18 protein-coding genes are annotated in these 17,561 nt (G+C 64.8%); 12 read left to right on the top strand and 6 right to left on the bottom strand.

Features of this window, described 5'->3' with window-relative positions; all coding sequences use genetic code 11:
* Positions 1-23 precede the first annotated feature (23 nt).
* From IWX62_RS01675 to IWX62_RS01650, 6 genes are all read left to right on the top strand, one after another.
* Complete coding sequence (locus IWX62_RS01675) at positions 24-725, top strand: GntR family transcriptional regulator (RefSeq protein WP_196839840.1); 702 nt, start codon at positions 24-26, stop codon at positions 723-725.
* Positions 722-2,242, top strand: coding sequence for a 5-carboxymethyl-2-hydroxymuconate semialdehyde dehydrogenase (gene hpaE, locus IWX62_RS01670; RefSeq protein WP_196839619.1), 1,521 nt, complete (start codon positions 722-724; stop codon positions 2,240-2,242). The genes IWX62_RS01675 and hpaE overlap by 4 nt, the downstream gene beginning before the upstream one ends.
* Positions 2,243-2,309: 67 nt before the next feature.
* Complete coding sequence (gene hpaD / locus IWX62_RS01665; protein ID WP_196839618.1) at positions 2,310-3,389, top strand: 3,4-dihydroxyphenylacetate 2,3-dioxygenase; 1,080 nt, start codon at positions 2,310-2,312, stop codon at positions 3,387-3,389.
* A 2-nt stretch (positions 3,390-3,391) separates the two neighbouring features.
* Positions 3,392-4,177: a 2-oxo-hept-4-ene-1,7-dioate hydratase gene (hpaH, locus tag IWX62_RS01660; protein WP_196839617.1), complete on the top strand. Its 786-nt coding sequence runs from the start codon at positions 3,392-3,394 to the stop codon at positions 4,175-4,177.
* Positions 4,162-4,965, top strand: coding sequence for an aldolase/citrate lyase family protein (locus IWX62_RS01655; protein WP_196839616.1), 804 nt, complete (start codon positions 4,162-4,164; stop codon positions 4,963-4,965). The genes hpaH and IWX62_RS01655 overlap by 16 nt, the downstream gene beginning before the upstream one ends.
* 63 nt (positions 4,966-5,028) lie before the next feature.
* Entirely contained in the window at positions 5,029-5,766 is a 738-nt protein-coding gene (locus IWX62_RS01650) for a LysR family substrate-binding domain-containing protein (RefSeq protein WP_196839615.1), read from the top strand.
* A 76-nt stretch (positions 5,767-5,842) separates the two neighbouring features.
* On the opposite strand, the gene IWX62_RS01645 is transcribed toward IWX62_RS01650, so the two are convergent.
* Positions 5,843-7,228: a GH1 family beta-glucosidase gene (locus IWX62_RS01645; protein WP_196839614.1), complete on the bottom strand. Its 1,386-nt coding sequence runs from the start codon at positions 7,226-7,228 to the stop codon at positions 5,843-5,845.
* 128 nt (positions 7,229-7,356) lie between these two features.
* Between IWX62_RS01645 and IWX62_RS01640 the strand changes: the two genes are divergently transcribed.
* Both IWX62_RS01640 and IWX62_RS01635 read left to right on the top strand, forming a co-directional pair.
* A complete protein-coding gene (locus tag IWX62_RS01640; RefSeq protein ID WP_196839613.1) occupies positions 7,357-8,253 on the top strand; it encodes a CPBP family intramembrane glutamic endopeptidase in 897 nt (298 codons plus the stop codon).
* A gap of 50 nt (positions 8,254-8,303) precedes the next feature.
* A complete protein-coding gene (locus IWX62_RS01635; RefSeq protein ID WP_196839612.1) occupies positions 8,304-9,113 on the top strand; it encodes an enoyl-CoA hydratase/isomerase family protein in 810 nt (269 codons plus the stop codon).
* Positions 9,114-9,136: 23 nt separating this feature from the next.
* On the opposite strand, the gene IWX62_RS01630 is transcribed toward IWX62_RS01635, so the two are convergent.
* Positions 9,137-9,616, bottom strand: coding sequence for a Dps family protein (locus tag IWX62_RS01630; protein ID WP_196839611.1), 480 nt, complete (start codon positions 9,614-9,616; stop codon positions 9,137-9,139).
* 171 nt (positions 9,617-9,787) lie between these two features.
* Here IWX62_RS01630 and IWX62_RS01625 point away from each other — a divergent pair, with 171 nt between their 5' ends.
* Positions 9,788-10,351 carry an SRPBCC family protein gene (locus IWX62_RS01625; RefSeq protein WP_196839610.1) on the top strand — a complete coding sequence of 188 codons (564 nt, stop codon included), beginning with the start codon at positions 9,788-9,790 and terminating at the stop codon, positions 10,349-10,351.
* Between the two features lie 78 nt (positions 10,352-10,429).
* Here the strand turns inward: IWX62_RS01625 and pstS are convergent, their stop codons facing one another.
* Together pstS and IWX62_RS01615 are read right to left on the bottom strand one after the other, a co-directional pair.
* The gene (gene pstS, locus IWX62_RS01620) at positions 10,430-11,548 is read right to left on the bottom strand and encodes a phosphate ABC transporter substrate-binding protein PstS (RefSeq protein ID WP_196839609.1); all 1,119 of its coding nucleotides are present in this window, start codon (positions 11,546-11,548) and stop codon (positions 10,430-10,432) included.
* A gap of 52 nt (positions 11,549-11,600) precedes the next feature.
* A complete protein-coding gene (locus tag IWX62_RS01615) occupies positions 11,601-13,100 on the bottom strand; it encodes an FAD-dependent oxidoreductase (protein WP_196839608.1) in 1,500 nt (499 codons plus the stop codon).
* Between the two features lie 123 nt (positions 13,101-13,223).
* Between IWX62_RS01615 and IWX62_RS01610 the strand changes: the two genes are divergently transcribed.
* From IWX62_RS01610 to IWX62_RS01600, 3 genes are read left to right on the top strand one after another with little or no spacing between them, the layout of a single operon-like run.
* On the top strand, positions 13,224-14,285 hold the full coding sequence (locus IWX62_RS01610) for an acyl-CoA dehydrogenase (RefSeq protein ID WP_333483136.1): 1,062 nt from the start codon (positions 13,224-13,226) through the stop codon (positions 14,283-14,285).
* Positions 14,279-15,640, top strand: a complete 1,362-nt coding sequence (locus tag IWX62_RS01605) for a PIG-L family deacetylase (protein WP_196839606.1) — start codon at positions 14,279-14,281, stop codon at positions 15,638-15,640. The genes IWX62_RS01610 and IWX62_RS01605 overlap by 7 nt, the downstream gene beginning before the upstream one ends.
* Complete coding sequence (locus IWX62_RS01600) at positions 15,637-16,341, top strand: glycosyltransferase (RefSeq protein WP_196839605.1); 705 nt, start codon at positions 15,637-15,639, stop codon at positions 16,339-16,341. Before IWX62_RS01605 ends, IWX62_RS01600 begins: the two co-directional genes overlap by 4 nt.
* 17 nt (positions 16,342-16,358) lie before the next feature.
* Here IWX62_RS01600 and IWX62_RS01595 read toward each other — a convergent pair whose 3' ends face one another.
* Together IWX62_RS01595 and IWX62_RS01590 are read right to left on the bottom strand one after the other, a co-directional pair.
* On the bottom strand, positions 16,359-16,577 hold the full coding sequence (locus IWX62_RS01595; protein ID WP_196839604.1) for a hypothetical protein: 219 nt from the start codon (positions 16,575-16,577) through the stop codon (positions 16,359-16,361).
* 114 nt (positions 16,578-16,691) lie between these two features.
* Entirely contained in the window at positions 16,692-17,489 is a 798-nt protein-coding gene (locus IWX62_RS01590) for an SDR family oxidoreductase (protein ID WP_196839603.1), read from the bottom strand.
* Positions 17,490-17,561 lie beyond the last annotated feature (72 nt).

Below are 17,561 nucleotides of genomic sequence, written 5' to 3'. Positions count from 1 at the left end.
CCGTCGTCGCACCATCATCACCCATGCACGGCGAGGTCAGTCCGGAGAGCAAATCCGAGCGGGCCTACACAGCGATCAAGACGCGCATCGTTGAAGGCTCCTTCACACCCGGCTACCGCCTGGTGCTGGCGAAGATCGCTGGGGACTTAGGGGTCAGTGTGGTTCCGGTCCGGGAGGCGATCCGGCGGTTGGAGGCTGAAGGGCTGGTGACGTTTGAGCGCAATGTCGGCGCCACCGTCTCCGGGATCGACCCGACAGAGTACCTGTACACCATGCAGACCCTCAGCATCATCGAAGGCGCCGCTACCGCGCTGTCAGCGCCGCTGATCGACTCGGTAGCCATCGCCCGGGCCCGCGCGGTGAACGGCGAGATGCGGGAGTGCCTTGAGCATTTCGATCCGGTCCGGTTTACTGCACTCAACCAGGACTTCCACAGCATACTTTTCGAGCACTGCCCCAACCCCCACATTCTTGACCTGGTGCACCGGGGCTGGAACAGGCTGGCCACGCTACGGTCGTCAACGTTCCGGTTTGTCCCGGCACGTGCCAGGGAATCGGTCCAGGAACACGATGCACTCCTTCGGCTCATCGAATCGGACGCCGGCGCTGACACGATTGAGCGTGCGGCCCGACAGCACCGGGCAGCAACCCTCGACGCCTATCTGGCCCAGGTATCAGCACCCCCGGAACCAGTCCCCTACAGCACTCAGGAAGAGAACCAATGACGTCCACTGCCCCTGAAACCAGCCACTACGTACCGGAGAACCTGCCCACTCACCTCCAGCACTACATCAACGGAGAGTTCGTTGACTCAGTGGGCAGGGCAACGTTTGAGGTGCTGGATCCCGTATCCAACACCACCTACGCCACCGCAGCGGCCGGGCAGAAGGAAGACATTGATCGCGCCGTCGCCGCCGCACGCGAAGCGTTCAGAAACGGCCCCTGGCCGCGGATGAAACCTCGCGAACGCGCGCGGGTCCTCAACCGGATTGCCGACGCCGTCGAGGCGCAGGAATCGCGCCTCGCCGACCTTGAGAGTTTCGACACCGGACTGCCCATCACCCAGGCCAGGGGCCAGGCGCTGCGCGCTGCCGAGAACTTCCGCTTCTTCGCCGACCTCATTGTGGCCCAGTTCGACGACGCCATGAAGGTTCCGGGCTCCCAGATCAACTACGTCAACCGCAAGCCCATCGGCGTGGCGGGTTTGATCACCCCCTGGAACACTCCATTCATGCTGGAATCCTGGAAACTGGCCCCGGCACTGGCCACCGGCAACACTGTGGTCCTCAAACCCGCCGAGTTCACTCCGCTGTCCGCCTCCCTCTGGGCCAGGATCTTCAAGGAAGCCGGGCTGCCCGACGGTGTGTTCAACCTGGTCAACGGGCTTGGCGAGGAGGCGGGGGACGCGTTGGTCAAACACGCCGATGTTCCGCTGATCTCCTTCACCGGCGAGACCACCACTGGCCAGACCATTTTCCGGAACGCCGCTGCACACCTCAAGGGCCTGTCCATGGAACTCGGCGGGAAGTCCCCCTGTGTCATCTTCGCCGACGCGGACCTCGACGCGGCCATTGATTCGGCGCTCTTCGGTGTCTTCTCGCTCAACGGTGAACGTTGCACTGCCGGGTCACGCATCCTGGTGGAGCGGGGCATCTACGATGAGTTCTGCGAAAAGTACGCCGCTCGCGCGCAGGCCATCGTCGTCGGCGACCCCCACGATCCAAAGACCGAGGTGGGCGCCCTGGTTCACCCCGAGCACTACGAAAAGGTTGCCTCCTACGTGGAGATCGGGAAGTCCGAGGGTCGGCTGCTGGCCGGCGGTGGTCGTCCGGCACACCTGCCCGAGGGCAACTACATTGCGCCAACGGTGTTCGCCGATGTTGCCCCGGATGCCCGAATCTTCCAGGAGGAGATCTTCGGACCCGTCGTCGCCATTACCCCTTTTGAGAACGACGACGAAGCGCTGGCGCTCGCCAACAACACCAAGTACGGGCTCGCCGCCTACATCTGGACGCAGAATCTGACCCGGGCCCACACCTTCTCCCAGAACATGGAGGCCGGCATGGTGTGGCTGAACAGCCACAACGTGCGCGACCTTCGCACCCCGTTCGGTGGGGTGAAGGCGTCGGGCCTGGGCCACGAGGGCGGTTACCGGTCAATCGACTTCTATACCGACCAGCAGGCAGTCCACATCAGCCTCGGCGCCGTCCACACCCCAAAGTTTGGGAACACCACTTCATGAAACACCACCGCCGCGCGCAGGTACTAGTCCCTTTCACCGCTGTCCCGCTCAACGAAGAGAGACCGTCATGACCACCTTTGTCCCCACTCCCACCGTCCCGGCGCCGGACATTGTTCGCTGCGCCTATATGGAAATAGTCGTCACTGACCTCGTCAGGTCGCGGGAATTCTACGTCGATGTCCTCGGGCTGCACGTCACCGAAGAGGACGAGAGCACCATCTATCTGCGGTCGCTGGAGGAGTTCATCCACCACAACCTGGTGCTGCGGCAGGGTCCGGTGGCTGCCGTCGCCGCCTTTGCCTACCGGGTGAAGTCCCCGGCCGATGTGGACGCCGCCGAGGCGTACTACACAGAGCTGGGCTGCCGGGTGGAACGCCGGAAGGAGGGCTTCACGAAGGGTGTCGGCGATTCCGTCCGGGTCGAGGACCCACTGGGCTTTCCCTACGAGTTCTTCTACGACGTTGAGCACGTGGAGCGTCTCACCCAGCGCTACGATCTCTACTCAGCTGGCGAACTGGTGCGCCTGGACCATTTCAATCAGGTCACCCCCGACGTGCCGCGCGGACGCAAATACCTTGAAGATCTCGGCTTCCGGGTCTCGGAAGACATTCAGGATGCGGACGGCGTCAGCTACGCGGTCTGGATGCACCGCAAACAGACGGTGCACGACACCGCCCTGACCGGAGGAAACGGTCCGCGGATGCACCACGTCGCGTTCGCCACCCACGAGAAGCACAACATCATCCAGATCTGCGACAAAATGGGCGCCCTACGCATCTCCGACCGGATCGAACGCGGCCCCGGGCGGCATGGCGTCTCCAACGCTTTCTACCTGTACATTCTTGACCCCGACGGGCACCGGATCGAGATCTACACCCAGGATTACTACACGGGTGACCCGGACAATCCCACAGTGACCTGGGACGTTCACGACAATCAGCGCCGCGACTGGTGGGGCAACGCCGTCGTCCCGTCCTGGTACAGCGAAGCGTCGCTGGTCCTCGACCTCGACGGTAATCCACAGCCCGTCGTCGTCCGCGAGGAAAAAAGCGAGATGGCGGTGACGGTGGGCGCAGACGGCTTCTCCTACACCCGCAAGGACGGCGACAGCGATGCCCAGGGATTCAAGCTGGGAGCGCAGCTGTAGCCATGCTTGACGCCACATTTATTGAAGCCATCGCCGATGAACTGGTCGAGGCCGGCCGCAACCGCACCCCGGTTCCCCGCCTGACCCTCAGGTACCCCGACATGACGGTCGACGACGCCTACGCCGTGCAGCGGCTTTGGCGTCGGCGCAATGAGGACGCCGGCCGGACGCTGGTGGGACGCAAGATTGGCCTCACCTCCAGGGCCATGCAGGCGGCCACCGGCATCACCGAACCTGACTACGGGGCCATTTTCGACGACATGGTGCTGGATACCGGCTGCTCGGTGGACTGGGACCGGTACACCCACCCGCGGGTCGAGGTGGAGTTGGCGTTTGTGCTGAAAACTGACCTGTCCGGTCCCGGGTGCACCATCTTCGACGTCCTCAACGCCACCGACTACGTGGTTCCCGCCCTGGAGATCCTCGATTCCCGGATCGAGATGGAGGGCAGGACCATCGTTGACACCATCTCGGACAACGCGGCGATGGGGGCCATGGTGGTGGGCGGCCGTCCGGTGCGGCCCGACGCCGTCGACCTCCGCTGGGTCGCAGCCATTCTCTACAAGAACCAGACCGTCGAGGAGACCGGTGTGGCGGCAGGGGTGCTTGACCACCCGGCCGCAGGCGTCCACTGGCTGGCCAACAAGATTGCTGCCCACGGCGACAGCCTGAAAGCTGGAGACATTATCCTTGCCGGCTCCTTCACGCGACCACTGTGGGTTCAAAAGGGCGACACCATCCACGCCGACTACGGACCACTGGGAGCAGTGACATGCCACTTCCGCTAGAGACCACCTTTCGTGCCGCGCTCGCCGGGGCGGATCGCCCGTTGGCGGGAATGTGGGTGTGTTCGGGGAGTCCGCTGATTGCCGAGCTCTGCGCCGGGGCTGGCCTGGACTGGCTCCTCATCGACGCCGAGCACAGCCCGAACGGGCTCGAATCCATCCTTGCCCAACTCCAGGCCGTGCACGGCTACCCGGTCCACGCGATGGTCCGTCCCCCCGCGAACGACACCGTACTGATCAAGCAGTACCTCGACCTGGGAGTGCAGAACCTGCTGATCCCGATGGTTCACACAGTTGCCGACGCTGAAGCGGCCGTGGCCGCCACCCGGTACCCGCCGGAAGGGGTCCGCGGCGTCGGCTCGGCGCTGGCACGGGCCGCCCGCTGGAACCGGGTTCCCGATTATCTGGCCCGCGCAGGCGAAACCCTTAGCCTGACGGTGCAGATCGAGTCGGTTGCCGCAGTTGCTGCCGTTGAGGCGATCCTCGCCGTCGACGGTGTTGATGCGATTTTCGTGGGGCCAGCCGACCTCGCTGCGTCCATGGGGGTACTGGGGCAGCAGGACCACCCCCGGGTGCGCGCCGCCGTCGAGCACTGTCTGTCAGCGGCGCAGAAGATGGGGAAACCGGCCGGAGTCAACGCCTTCAACCCCGCTACCGCACGTCACTATCTGGACAGCGGCGCCAGTTTCATCCTGGTGGGCGCCGACGTCGCGCTGTTGGCGCGTGGCTCGGAGGCCCTGGCAGCTCAGTTCGTTCCCGTGCCCGACGGCGATTCTCCCGCCAGCTACTGACCTTCCTCCTTGATCGACCCGGGCGCCGGGCCGCCGGATGCGCTGGTGGGTTAGTGTGATCAGGTGTCCGAGCCCCAGCCCAGCATCCTCACCGTAGGTTTTGTCCCGGGTGTGACCCCCGGCAAATGGGTGAGCAGGTGGCGTGAGAGGCATCCGGCCAAACCGCTGGCAACCGTCGAATACGATGCCGCCAGCCAGGAGTTGGCCCTCCGGGCCGGCACCGTTGACCTCAGTTTTGTCCGCCTCCCCGTGGAACGTGAGGGACTCAGCGTCATTCCGCTGTATGAGGAACAGCCGGTAGTGGTTGCGGGCAAGGACCACGAACTGTCGCTGTTTGACGAGGTGCCATTTGCTGAACTGGCCGCCGAGAACCTGCTGGACACCGTGACGAATGGTGGGGAGAAGGCTGCTATCGAACTGGCGGCGACCGGCGCAGGAGTGGTGATTGTGCCCATGTCGATTGCCCGCCTCTATGCCCGCAGGGACGCTGTCTACCGTCCGGTGTTGGATGTGCCTGCCACCACCATCGCCGTCACCTGGTTGGCCGACAATATCTCCGAGGACATCGAGGAGTTTATCGGCATTGTCCGCGGACGTACCGAACACAGCTCACGGCAGCCTTCGGCCAAGGAACCGGCAAAGAAGGAAAAGAAGGCGTTGAAGGCAGCTGGCAAGAAGCAACCGGCGGGGTCGTCGAAGTCGGGACAGAAGGCTGGCGGGTCTCAGCGATCATCACCAGGGGGTAAGAAGCAGACTCCGCGCGGCCGGAAACCCGGTGCCGGCGGGCGAGGGCGCCGCTAGCCCCTCCCTCCCCAACCCCCACACCTCCGCCGAACCGTGGGCTCTGGCGGGCTGCCGGGGTTTGAGTCGCCAGAGCTCACGGTTCGGCGGAGGGGGTTGCCCGGCTGGAAGCGCCACTGACCGAGCGGATGATCTCCGCATACCGGTGGAAGGATGCTCGGGGCACCCGCTCCAGCGTCGCGGGTTCCAATCGGACCAGACCAAACTTCTTTGTGTACCCCTCCTGCCACTCCCAGTTGTCCATCAGGGTCCAGTGGAAATAGCCGCGTACGTCAACGCCGGCGGCCACTGCCTCACCGATGGCCGCCAGGTGCCCCTCGAGGAACTCGATCCGCCGCGGATCCTGCAGGCTGCCGTGCGGGCCCGCCGACCTGCCCTGCGGTTCGTCGTCGTACGCGCAGCCGTTCTCGGTGATGTAGACCGGGGGAAGGTGGGGATAGGAAGCCTTGAGCTGCTTGAGGATCGTGGGGAGGCCGGCGGGTAGGACGGGCCAGCCGAAGTCGGTGACCGGGACGCCGTCGTAGGGCTTCGGCGCAAAGGGCACCGGGTAAAACGGGGGAGCCGCACCAACCTTGGTGGGGAAATAGTAGTTGACCCCGTAGAAGTCCAGTGGTGCTGAGATGATCTCCATATCGCCACGGTGGATCACCTCGAAGGAAAATCCGTCCACCTCCTCCAGCTCCGGCGGATACCTGCCGGCCAGGACCGGACCGGCGAACTGGCCGTTGTGATAGTGGTCGTAAAGCACCGCGAGACGTGAGTCCCTATCGGAGTCAGTGGCGGGTTCCACCGGGGAGTGGTTATTGACGATGCCCACCGGTGTGGAGAGGGTCTCCCGCAGGACCCGGACCGCGTGCCCATGCGCCAACAGCAGATGATGAGCGACGACGAAAGCACTGCCCAGCAGCATCAGGCCGGGAGCCGCATGTCCGATCGCATGCCCGACGCCGGTATGCACCACTGGCTCGTTAAGGGTCATCCAGGCAGCTACCTTGGTGCCAAACTCGTCGCGGAGAATCCGCGTGTAGTCGGTGAACGCGGCTATCGTGTCCCGGTTCTGCCACCCTCCAGCGTCCTGCAGTGAAAGCGGCAGATCCCAATGGTAAATCGTGACCCAGGGCTGAATCCCGCGCTCCAGCAGGGCATCGAGCAGCCGATGGTAGAAGGCGACGCCGTCCGGGTTGGCGGGTCCGCGACCCGTTGGCTGGATCCGCGGCCAGGCGATCGACATCCGGTACACCTGCCCGCCCAACTGCTGAAGCAGATCGAAGTCCTCGAGGTACCGGTGATAGTGATCGCAGGCGATTGCAGCGCTTGACGCATCGAGGATGTTCCTGTGGGTCCTGGCGTAGGCATCCCAGATACTTTCGCCGCGGCCGCCCTGATGGATTCCGCCCTCAATCTGGGCGGCAGCGGTGGCGGTTCCGAAGACGAACCCGGGCGGCAAACCAAATTCGTTCATTGACTCCACCCGTTCCGACGCTCTGACTGATTCCTTTACCTAAAACCCCTGAGCACGTTTGGTCAATGGCATCCGCCGGAGACTCCCGCTCTGGCTGCACGGAGAGGAGGGCGGGTAGTGTGCTGACTATGCGGATCACACCCACCCCCGACCAGCCCGGGGTGCCGGCGGCGGATCCACTACACGGCATGAACGGTCCTTCACACACCCGATTCGCCAACCCGGCGCAGCTCAGTCCGACTGGCCCCCTCAAACCGGGGTGGGGACTTTGGCAGGCGGCAGTCGGCCTGGTCCTGGTGCTGGCGTTACCGTTGGGGGCTACGCTGGCTCTCTCCTCGGTCCTCCCGTTCGGGCCGGAACTCGTCTTCGTGTCGTTGTGCTTCACCTGGATCGCCCTGCTCGGGAGCAGCCTGCTGTCGTCGCGGCTGTGGGGTTTCGGATCGCTCGCCAGAGACTTCGGTCTGCGGTTCAAATGGATCGACCTGGCGATCGGTGTTGGGGTCGGCATCGCCGCCCGGATCATCCTGGCCCTGGTACAGGTGACTATCACCCTGGTCTGGCCGCTGGGTGAGGGTGAAGTCCTGCAGGGAAACGCCGGTGTCTTCCTGGCTGGCGACAGCGGCTGGATCTTCGTGAACGCAATCCTCGGTGGAGCGCTGATCGCACCGTTCCTTGAGGAACTCTTCAACCGCGGTCTTGTCCTGCGCGCCGTCCAGAATGCATGGTGGTTGCGCGGGTCGGCCAAAGGCCAGGTTTCGCCTGCTACCCCCCAGCGCTCACTGACCACTGCGACGGTGGTGGCAATCCTCGTCAGTTCACTCGCCTTCGGTCTCCTGCACACAGGTGCGGTCGGCGACCTCCGTTCCTCGGTCTACCTCCTGGTCGGCACCTTCACCGTTGGCGTGATCTGCGGCGTCCTCACTGTGTGGACAGGGCGGCTGGGTCCCGCAATCGTCACCCACGTGGTCTTCAACGGATCGGCAATAGGGCTGCTCCTCATCCTTCCGCCGGAGCTGCTCACCTAAACCGTAGATTCGACCCCACAGTCACTGCCGACAGGAAGAACCCACCGCATATGCACTTCACAGAATATTCAACACTCCTCGTCTCCCATGAGGACTCGTTGGTCAGTATCACTATCAACCGGCCGGAGGCACTCAACGCCCTGTCGTCGCAGGTGATTGAGGATCTGGGTCAGGTGCTAGACGTTCTCACAACAGCGGCCGACGACGGCGACTGGCTGTTCCGGGGCGTGATCATCACGGGCGGGGGTGAGAAGGCCTTCGTTGCCGGGGCAGATATTCGCGAGATGACCGCAATGACAGCCGATGAAGCCTGGGAGTGCAGCACCAGGATGCACGCGCTCACTCTGGCGTTTGAGGCTCTTCCGGTACCGGTGATCGCCGCCGTCAACGGGTTCGCCCTGGGCGGAGGCTGCGAGCTAGCCATGGCCTGTGACTTTATCTATGCCACAAGCTCAGCCTCGTTTGGTCAGCCGGAGGTGAGCCTGGGCCTGGTTCCCGGCTTCGGCGGGTCGGTGCGACTGCAGCAGAGAGTGGGACCGGCCGTCGCCCGCGAACTCCTGTACACCGGACGGCGGATCAGCGGAGACGAAGCCCTTCGGCTCGGCCTCGTCAACGCAATTTTCGGTAGCCGCGACGAACTGCTCGCGGGTGCACAGAAGACGTTGGCGGCAATCGCCAGGCAGTCTCCCACGGCGGTCGCCACCGTGAAGAGGACTGTTGGGCGCGTCGACGGCCTTTCCACCACCGAGGGGCTTGCTCTCGAAGCTGAATCCTTCAGGCAGGCGTTCACCACCTCAGACATGAGGGAAGGAACCCGGGCCTTTCTGGCCAAGGAAAAACCCGCCTTCCCCGGACACTAACCAGGGAAGGCGGGTCGTAGAAACTAGACCTTGGCCGGCTTGGTAACCGTCGCCGTCGGTTCCATGTTCTCGGCGTCGACCATCCACGCGTACTGTTCGAGCTTCTCGATGAAGCCGTGCAGGATGTCGGCCGTGGTGGGATCTTCCTCATCGATCTGATCGTGCACGTCTCGCATCGTCTTCACGGTGCCCTCAAGCATTGCGACGACCATGGTGACCGTGTCCTTGGTCGAGACCAGCCCCGCAGGGAACTCGGTGAGGGTGGTGCCCTTCGCAACTGAGGCGCTGCGACCATCGGGGACGGCGTGCAGGGCACGCATGCGCTCCGCGATCTGATCGGCGAAGAGGCGGGCGTCGTCGATGATTTCGTCCAGCTGCAGATGCATGTCGCGGAAGTTCTTCCCGACGACGTTCCAATGCGCCTGCTTGCCCTGCAGGTGAAGCTCGATGAGTTCAACCAGTACGGCCTGCATGTTGTCAGTCAGTGTTTTTGACGCCTTCATAACTATCCTCCTGTGAGTCGGACCTGCCCTTCCCCGATCCCGGGAGAGAGCCAAAGTATGGGGTGGATCAGTCTTCACCCTAGACCGCGAATGTTGTGGAAATCCAGCGGGAAGTAATACGATAAGTGAGCTTAGTAGTTCTTTATCGTGGAACTTACAGGAGGAACCAGTATGACGACAGTTCAGGAATCCATTGACGTAGCAGTGCCCGTGAGCACCGCCTATAACCAGTGGACACAGTTCGAAACGTTCCCCCAGTTCATGGGCGGGGTGGAATCAATCACCCAGGCATCAGATACCCGGAGCCACTGGGTCACCAAAATCGGTGGAGTGGAGCGGGAGTTCGACACCGAGATCACCGAGCAGCACCCTGATGAACGAATTGCCTGGAAGAGCGTCGACGGAAAGTCCCACGCCGGAGTGGTCACCTTCCACCGGATTGACGACACCACCTCGCGCGTTGCTGTCCAGTTGGATTGGCACCCGGAGACCTTCACCGAAAAGGTTGGCTCGGCAGTGAACGCCGACAACCGACAGGTGAAATCCGACCTCCAGCGCTTTAAGGATTTCATCGAGAGCACCAGCACGGAGACCGGGTCCTGGCGGGGCGATATTGACGCGCCACCGTCAGGAACCGCCTCCGGGTCAGCCACGGCCGGAGCGGCGGATCTTAGCGATCCCTCGCTGGATGATCCTGAATCGGGTGGCCCGCGCGCAACAGTCGCGCCGAGCTAACCGGTAGTTCTGCACACATGACTCGGCCGGAGCCCCCACGCAATGGGGCTCCGGCCGAGGCCAGTTAACAGAGTGCTGTCAGTCTCGTTGGGTGATAGTCGCTATGGCGTCGGCGGCACGGTCGGAGAGCTGCGCGGAGATCGGTGAGCTTTTCGCTGATTCGGCTGCCGCCTGTTGGCCCTCCGGGCTGACAACGTAGGTGCCAAACTCCTTGATGAGTTCCACCGTCGTCGCGTCAGCGTAGGACGAACAGAACACGTGATACGAGACCAGGATGAGCGGGTAGACACCGGGTTCGGTCGTGGTCCGGTCAAGAGTCAACGCGATGTCGTAGTCCGGGCGCCCTTCAACCGGGGTGGCAATGTCGACGGCGGCTGCCGCGGCTTCGGTGCTCACGGGAACGTATGCGTCGCCCACCAGCAGGTTCGCCCGTCCCAGGGGTGGCCCGACCGCTGAATCGTCGGCATAGGTCACTGCGCCCTCGGTGCCGGAAACGGTGCTCACGACGCCGGCGTTACCCTTGGCGTTTTCGTTGCCGAGTTCGCTCGGCCAGGTGCCGCCAGCCTCGGTGGTCCACAGCTCGGGGACCACTTCATGAAGATAGTCGGTGAAGTTCTCAGTGGTTCCGGAATCGTCCGACCGGCTCACCGGGGTGATCCTCAGGGCGGGCAGCGCGACACCGGGGTTCTGGTCGGCGACTGCCGGATCATCCCAGCTGGTGATGTCCCCCAGAAAGATACCCGCTATGGTTTCAGCGTCAAGATTGAGTTCGGTGATACCGGGGAGGTTGAACGTCACACTGATGGGGGACACATACGCCGGAATGTTGAAGGCCCCGCCCGGGCCGCACGCCTCGGAGGATTCATCAAGCTCCTCGTCGTTGAGGTAGGCATCGGAACCGGCGAACTGTACAGCTCCAGCTAGCAGCGCGCCCCGTCCCGCGCCGGAACCGTCGGGGGAATACTGCAGCTGCGCCTGCGAGTGGAGGGTCCCGAAGCCAGCGGTCCAGCCGTCCATCGCCGGACCTTGAGCCGATGACCCGGCGCCGGTAATGGTGCCCCTGAGGTCCGAGCTGGCACGTTTTGCCGCGGCTTCCTGCTCGGGGCCGAGCGGATAGTCGGATCCACAGGCTGTGAGGGAGAGGCCGAGGACGGCAATGACCAGCAGTGAGAAGCGACGCGTAGGGAGGGACAGCACCCCCTCGACGATACAGGTGAACAGTAGGTGAACGAATTCTCAGGCAGCGCCGTCAGGAGCCCGGAGCGAGGTCTCGGGTAGCTGGTCCCTCGAGGAGGGTGCCGTTCGCCGTGAAGCGCGACCCATGCAGGGGACAATCCCAGGACCGTTCGGCGTCGTTCCAGCCGAGGACGCCGCCCAGATGGGGGCACACCGCCGATACCCGGTGCGTCACGCCGTCGACCACGCAAATACCCTCTGGCCGTGCACCGTTGCGAACTACTATCCCCTGACCCTCCGGTGGGTTCACCGTCCTGGTGCGGGCCAGCCCGCCCAGCCAGCCGTTGAGTAGCTCCAACCCGGCGCCGGCGTTCGATTTGACGGTACTCAGGGCATCCTGCCGTGCGATCCGGGTGGCGTAGAGTTTGCTGGCCCAAGGCATCTGTCCACCGAGGATCTCCGCCGACAGGGCCAGCGCTGCAGCCACCGCGTTGGTCATCCCCCACTTGTTGTAGCCGGTTGCCGTGTAGATCCGGTGGCGGCTCAGCGGCAGCTTCCCCACGTAGGGCAGGGCGGAAGCCGGCTCGTAGTCCTGCGCGGACCAGAAGTGGACAGGCCTCGCCGCGGGAAAGTGTTCCCGGGTCCAGCGCACCAGATCGTCAACCAGGCCCTGCGTGTGGCTTTCGCGGCCCACCCGATGCCCGTTGCCCCCCACTATCAGGTAGCTGCGTCCGGCGACGACGGCGGTGCGCAGGGACCGCGTCGGCGCATCGATGGAGAGGAACATCTGGTCGAGCGCCTGCAACTCCGTGTCCTCGGCAGCGAAGGCGACCGCGTAGGACCGCTGAGGGGTGAGCACGGAAAAGTGGCCCCCACGGTCGAGGATGGGCGTGCCGGTGGCGAGGATCAGGTTTTCGGCGGTCACCGACCCGCGGGCAGTGTTGACCTGGATCTTGTCGCCCTTGAGCCTGCCGGTACTGATTCCTTCAACTCTGACCCCTTCGGCGAGCTGCCCCCCGTGCGCCCGCAGATCGGCGGCGAGCCCTGCGAGACCCTGCAGCGGGTGGAACTGTGCCTGCCCAGGCAGGCGAAGCGCGCCGGTGACAGCGAACGGGAGGGTGGAGGATTCCTCCACAACCGTCGCCAGCCCGGCCTGCAGGCAAGCCTCATGCTCAGCTGCGAGGGTCGCAGCCCCAGAGTCTGTGACCGCGTAGGCCACGGCATCGGCGGTGTCGTACTGAATCCCGTGGTCATCACAGAAACGCAGCAGCCAGGACTGCCCCTCATGGTTCCCGGTGACATAGTGGCGGGCGGTCTCGGCGTCGTGGTGCCGGATAATGGAAGAGAGCTGGGTCCCTTGCAGGAGCGAAATTTTGCCTGTGGTGTTCCCGGTGGTGACATCCCCGGCGCGCCGCGCCTCAAGGACGGCGACCCGCTGACCGGACCGGGCGAGCAGCAGGGCGGTGCAGATGCCGGTGATCCCGGCACCGACCACCACCGAGTCGAAGCTGGCACCGGGCACGAAGGGGTCGGTCGGCAAGTGGGGTCGGGTCGCCTGCCAGAGGGATGTCATCGGGGGCCTTCCGCCGTCGGGGTGTGGGACCTAAGCCCACTCCGATTTTCTGTTTCCGTCAAGGATTCACCCGTGTCACCAGGTTCCCGGGGACGACGAACCCCGGATTGAGTAAGTATGCTGATGATTGGACCGGTAGAGGAAGAGGGCCATGTGACGAAGCCGAAGCGGGCAGTACTTTTGAGGCCTGGGTCAGACTCCCAGGATGCCCTGTACGAGCGGGCGGTGGTTGCTGCGGGATCGGTCCCGCAGGCCCTTGCCCTGGCCGCCGACCTTGGCGGGAAAACTCCATTGCCCGGGGTTGGTTCGACACTGGAGCTTTGGGAGACCCTGGCGACCCTGGCCGCCGCTGACCTGTCGGTGGCCAGAACCGTTGAACCCCACCTGGACGCCCTGGCCATTGTTCAGCAGGCCCACCTCCCGGTCAGTCCCGGCTCCTGGGGCGTGTTTGCTGCCGAAGCACCGGGGGCCCGTCTCGAGGCGCAGCGCGGTCCCGACGGCGGCTGGCTGCTCACCGGACGAAAGGCCTGGTGCTCACTGGCCGCCAACCTTGACCATGCAGTGGTGACAGCCCATGTCCCGGACGGCCAACGGCGTGCCTTCACGGTTAATCTGCAGCGGCACGGAGTGACAGCAACATCCGGCACCTGGGTGAGCCGCGGGCTCGCCGCTGTTGACAGCGGCCCAGTCGACTTCGACCAGGTACCCGTTGCACCGGTCGGTGCCGACAACTGGTATCTGGAACGCGACGGATTCGCCTGGGGCGGATTAGGGGTGGCTGCGTGCTGGTATGGGGGAGCGGTGGGCGTCGCCCGGCGCCTGCTGCGCTCGGTGGGGGAACGACCACCGGACCAGGTGGCACTGATGCACCTCGGTGACGTTGACCGGCACCTTCACGGAGCCCGTGCGGCGCTCGCTGAGGCGGCAACCGACGTGGACGCCGGCAGGGCCGCGGGCGCCGCTGGAGCGCTGATCGCTGCCAGGGTCAGGGGAATCGTCGCGGTCGCCGCAGAGGCGATTCTTTCGACAGTGGGTCACGGGCTGGGACCGGCTCCCCTTGTGGTGGAAGAAGACCATGCGCGGCGCGTGGCTGACCTTCAGGTTTACCTGCGTCAGCACCACGCCGAACGCGATGCGGCATCACTGGGCCGTCACCTTCAGCAGCTGGAGGTTGCCCCGTGGTGACCTTTACCCATGATCAGGCGGGGACGCCTGAGCAGAGCTGGAGCCAGGACTGGCGGTCCGACGCGCGGCTGAGTATTGAGGCACTTTTCGATGGCAGAATGCCCGAGCGAGTGGTCGTGGTTGCAGCGCACCCCGACGACGAGACGCTGGGCGCAGCCGGGCTGGTGCGCCGCCTGGCCCGCGCCGGCGTGGTCACCGACATGGTGATCGCCACCAACGGTGAGGCGTCTCACCCCGACTCGCCCACGCACACCCCGGCGCAGCTGGCCGAGGTACGCCGCGGGGAACTGGAGGGGGTTGTCGAGCTCATCGCTCCGTCAGCGCGAACCCACTTTCTTCACCTCCCGGACGGCTCGCTGGACGCTGATGCCCTCGCAGAGGAGTTGCGCCGGATCGTCACTGAGGGGGGACGGCCGGGGGAGCGCACCCTCCTGGTGGCACCCTGGCGCGGCGACGGCCACGGAGATCACGAAGCCGCCGGCACGGCGGCGGCCCGCCTGGCCGTCGACATGAATATGCCGTTACTGGAATATCCAATATGGCTGTGGCATTGGGCGACACCGGAGTCCCCCGAGGTGCCCTGGGAGAACCTTGAGGTGCTTGACCTGGCCGGCGATGAACAGGCGATGAAGCAGTCGGCGCTCCTCCTGCACGCGAGCCAGACAACGCCGCTCTCCGACGCACCCGGCGACGAAGCCCTGCTGGCTCCTGCATTCCTCGAACACTTCGCCCGCGGGTTCGAAACCTTCATCCCTACACCGTCTTCGGGGATCTTCGAACGGTTGCACGCCGGGGCGGAAGATCCGTGGGGGCTCCAGGACCGGTTCTACGAACGCCGCAAACGTTCGGTCGCGTTGGCCCTGCTGCCCAGGGAGCGGTTCGCTGCGACTCTCGAGTTGGGATGCTCGATCGGCGTGCTCTCCGCCGAGCTCGCGGCGCGCTCCGATTCGCTGCTGGCACTGGACATCAGCCCGACGGCGGTCGCTGCTGCCCAGCAACGGCTCGCAGGCTATCCCGCCGCCACCGCACGGGTTGCCTCGGTACCGCGGGACTGGCCCGCGGGCGCGTTCGACCTCATAGTGATTTCCGAAGTGGGGTATTTCCTCACCAGGACGCAACTGCTCGACGTCGTCGCCCGGGCAGCGGCGTCCCTGACTCCCGACGGCGTGGTGCTGCTCTGCCACTGGCGTCACCCGGTGGACGGCTGGGAGCTGGACGGGGACACCGTGCACGAACTGTTCCGCGGATCATCATCGTTGGCCCTGTTCGCTGAACAGTCCGAGGAGGACTTCCGCATCGACCTGCTGGTGCATCCACCAGCGGTATCGGTGGCCCGGGCCACAGGCGTACTGTGACAGCTCACCAGCTGCCGGCGGCCGTCGTCGTCGTCGTTCCCGCCCGGAACGAGGAGGAGAGCCTGCCGGATTGTCTTGCAGCCCTGGAGTTGGCCGGCCGGGCCCTGGCCGCCGCCTACCCGACCGTCGACCTGATGGTCACCGTGGTGCTGGATGGCTGCACCGACTCATCGGAGAGTGTGATGAGGGAGCACCCGTTTGCCCGGTCACTGGAGGTCGACTTTGCGTCGGTCGGACCAGCCCGCCGCGCCGGGATCGCTGATGCGCTCGCTCGCGTGGAGCGGCCCGCCGGTCAGGTCTGGGTGGCCAACACTGACGCCGACACCGTGGTGCCGCGGCACTGGCTCGCTGAGCAGTGCCGGCTGGCAGCACAAGGAGTTCAGCTCGTGTTGGGCACCGTGGTGCCTGATCCGTCGGGGTTGGGCATTGAACGGGACCGGGCATGGCACGCGGCGCATCCGCTTGAACACGGGCACGACTACATCCACGGGGCTAATCTTGGCTTCCGGGCGGATGGCTACCAACGGGCTGGCGGATTCGCTGCCTTGGATGTCCACGAGGATGTCGATCTGGTGAACCGCCTGAAAGCGCTCGGCGTCACCTGGTCGGCGGTGGACACCATCAGGGCCACCACCTCGGCCAGGACGATGGGCCGCACCCCGGGCGGTTTCGCTGGGTACCTGCGGGAGTTGCCGCCGTAGCTGGCAGCGGGTGCAGGCTAATCTGCGGGCTTGAGCCGGTATCCGTCGTCGCAGTGAATCAGACGCCGGCCTGCGCCGCCGTTGAGCTGGATCCATAGGACCGATGCGTCGTCAGTGCGCATCTCGACGACGCCGGCCACCGGCCCATCGCTGTGATGGTTAAACGCGACCTGCTGCCCCCGGCGGAGGGTAGACCAGTCCTTGATAGGTTCGGGCGAAAGTGTGGAATTGTCCATGGCCGGAAATCCTTTCAGTGTGGTGGCGGATGCCTCCAAACGTACTGATCCCGCCTGAACAGCAGGTGAATGCCACCTGAGCGTCCGGGGTGGTCCCGGGCGCCCAGGGTCTCCCTAAACCGTTCGCCACTTCCCGGTGGTCAGATGCGACCCGGCCTGGGGTCCCATCTGTAGCATGCCGCCGTCGACCACCCAGGACGCGCCGTTGACGTAGCTGGACGCGGGGGACGCGAGAAACGCAATCACCGCCGCGACTTCCTCGGCCGCACCCGGACGGCCCAGGGGGATGCCCGGCCGGTCAACATTGTGGGGGTCCTCGTCGCCGGCGTCGTTCATCGGCGTCGAAATTTCTCCGGGAAGGACAGCATTGGCGGTGATCCCCTGATCACCCAATTCCAGCGCGATGGTCTTGATCAGCCCGCCGAGGCCGTGTTTTGATGCATCATAGGCGGCGGAGCCGACGCGCGGCTGTTCCTGGTGCACGCTGGTGACGGCGATGATCCGGCCGCCGTTCCCCGCTGAGATCATGGCGGCAGCGGCACGCTGGATACAGACGAAGGCGCCGTCCAGGTTCGCTGCGACGGTACCCCGCCATTCGTCGTAACTGGTGTCCATGAAGGGGGTACCGCCATTGACGCCAGCGTTGTTGACGAAGACATCGAGTCCGCCGAGGTCGCTGATCATCTGGTCCACCACATCGCCGCACGCTGGTGCGTCAGTGGTGTCGAGTTGGGTCACCACAGCTTTGCGACCGAACCCGCGGACCAGGCGCGCGGTTTCGTTGGCGCCGTCCTCATCGGAATGCCAGGTGATTCCTACATCGCACCCGGCCTCTGCGAGGGCGAGGGCGGTTGCCCGGCCAATCCCCGAGTCGGATCCAGTGACTATTGCTGTGCTGGGTGAGTATGCCATAGCCCCATCCTTGCGATGACCGAGCTGTGAAAGCAAGCCTGCTGCTCTTTCGGGGTAAACAGAACCGGCCCA

The sequence above is a fragment of the Arthrobacter sp. CAN_A1 genome, from assembly GCF_015751665.1.
Taxonomy (GTDB): domain Bacteria; phylum Actinomycetota; class Actinomycetes; order Actinomycetales; family Micrococcaceae; genus Arthrobacter_D.
The sequence above is the reverse complement of the archived record's forward strand: the minus strand, read 5'-3'. Positions and strand labels throughout refer to the sequence as shown.